The organism is Streptomyces sp. UNOC14_S4 (assembly GCF_020740835.1).
GTDB lineage: Bacteria > Actinomycetota > Actinomycetes > Streptomycetales > Streptomycetaceae > Streptomyces.
In genome coordinates this window covers 1-770 of record NZ_JAINFC010001015.1, presented here as the reverse complement: position 1 = coordinate 770, position 770 = coordinate 1, and the positions used below count along the sequence as shown (strand labels likewise).

Below are 770 nucleotides of genomic sequence, written 5' to 3'. Positions count from 1 at the left end.
GTCAGCTCGTGCGGCCCTTGGCGTCGAAGCGCTTCATGCGGTCGAGGACGGCGTCGGCGGTCGGGGCGTGGAGCTCGTCGACGATGCGGCCGTCGGCCAGGAAGACGACGCGGTCGGCGTAGGAGGCGGCGACGGGGTCGTGGGTGACCATGACGACGGTCTGGCCGAGTTCGCGCACGGAGTTGCGCAGGAAGCCGAGGACCTCGGCGCCGGAGCGCGAGTCGAGGTTTCCGGTGGGCTCGTCGGCGAACATGATCTCGGGCTTGCCGGCGAGGGCGCGCGCGACGGCCACGCGCTGCTGCTGGCCTCCCGAGAGCTGGTTCGGGCGGTGCTTGAGCCGTCCGGACAGGCCCACGGTCTCGACCACCATGTCCAGCCACGCCTGGTCGGGCTTGCGGCCCGCGATGTCCATGGGGAGCGTGATGTTCTCCAGGGCGGTCAGGGTCGGCAGCAGGTTGAACGCCTGGAAGATGAAGCCGATCTTGTCCCGGCGCAGGCGGGTGAGCTTCTTGTCGTTGAGCGTGGTCAGCTCGGTGTCACCGATGCGGGCGGAGCCGCGCGAGACGGTGTCGAGGCCCGCCATGCAGTGCATCAGCGTGGACTTGCCGGAGCCGGACGGGCCCATGATCGCGGTGAACTGGGCCTGGTGGAACTGCACCGAGACCGCGTCCAGCGCGACCACCTGGGTCTCGCCGTGGCCGTAGACCTTGGTGAGATCCGTGGCGTGGGCGGCGACCGCGGTCGGGCGGGCGGCGGTCTGGACGCCGAAG

General features: G+C 70.6%; 1 protein-coding gene. It reads right to left on the bottom strand.

From position 1 onward, the window contains the following. Position 1: 1 nt before the first annotated feature. The coding region (locus K6I34_RS37650) for an ABC transporter ATP-binding protein (RefSeq protein ID WP_229332499.1) at positions 2-770 on the bottom strand (769 nt) is incomplete at its 5' end.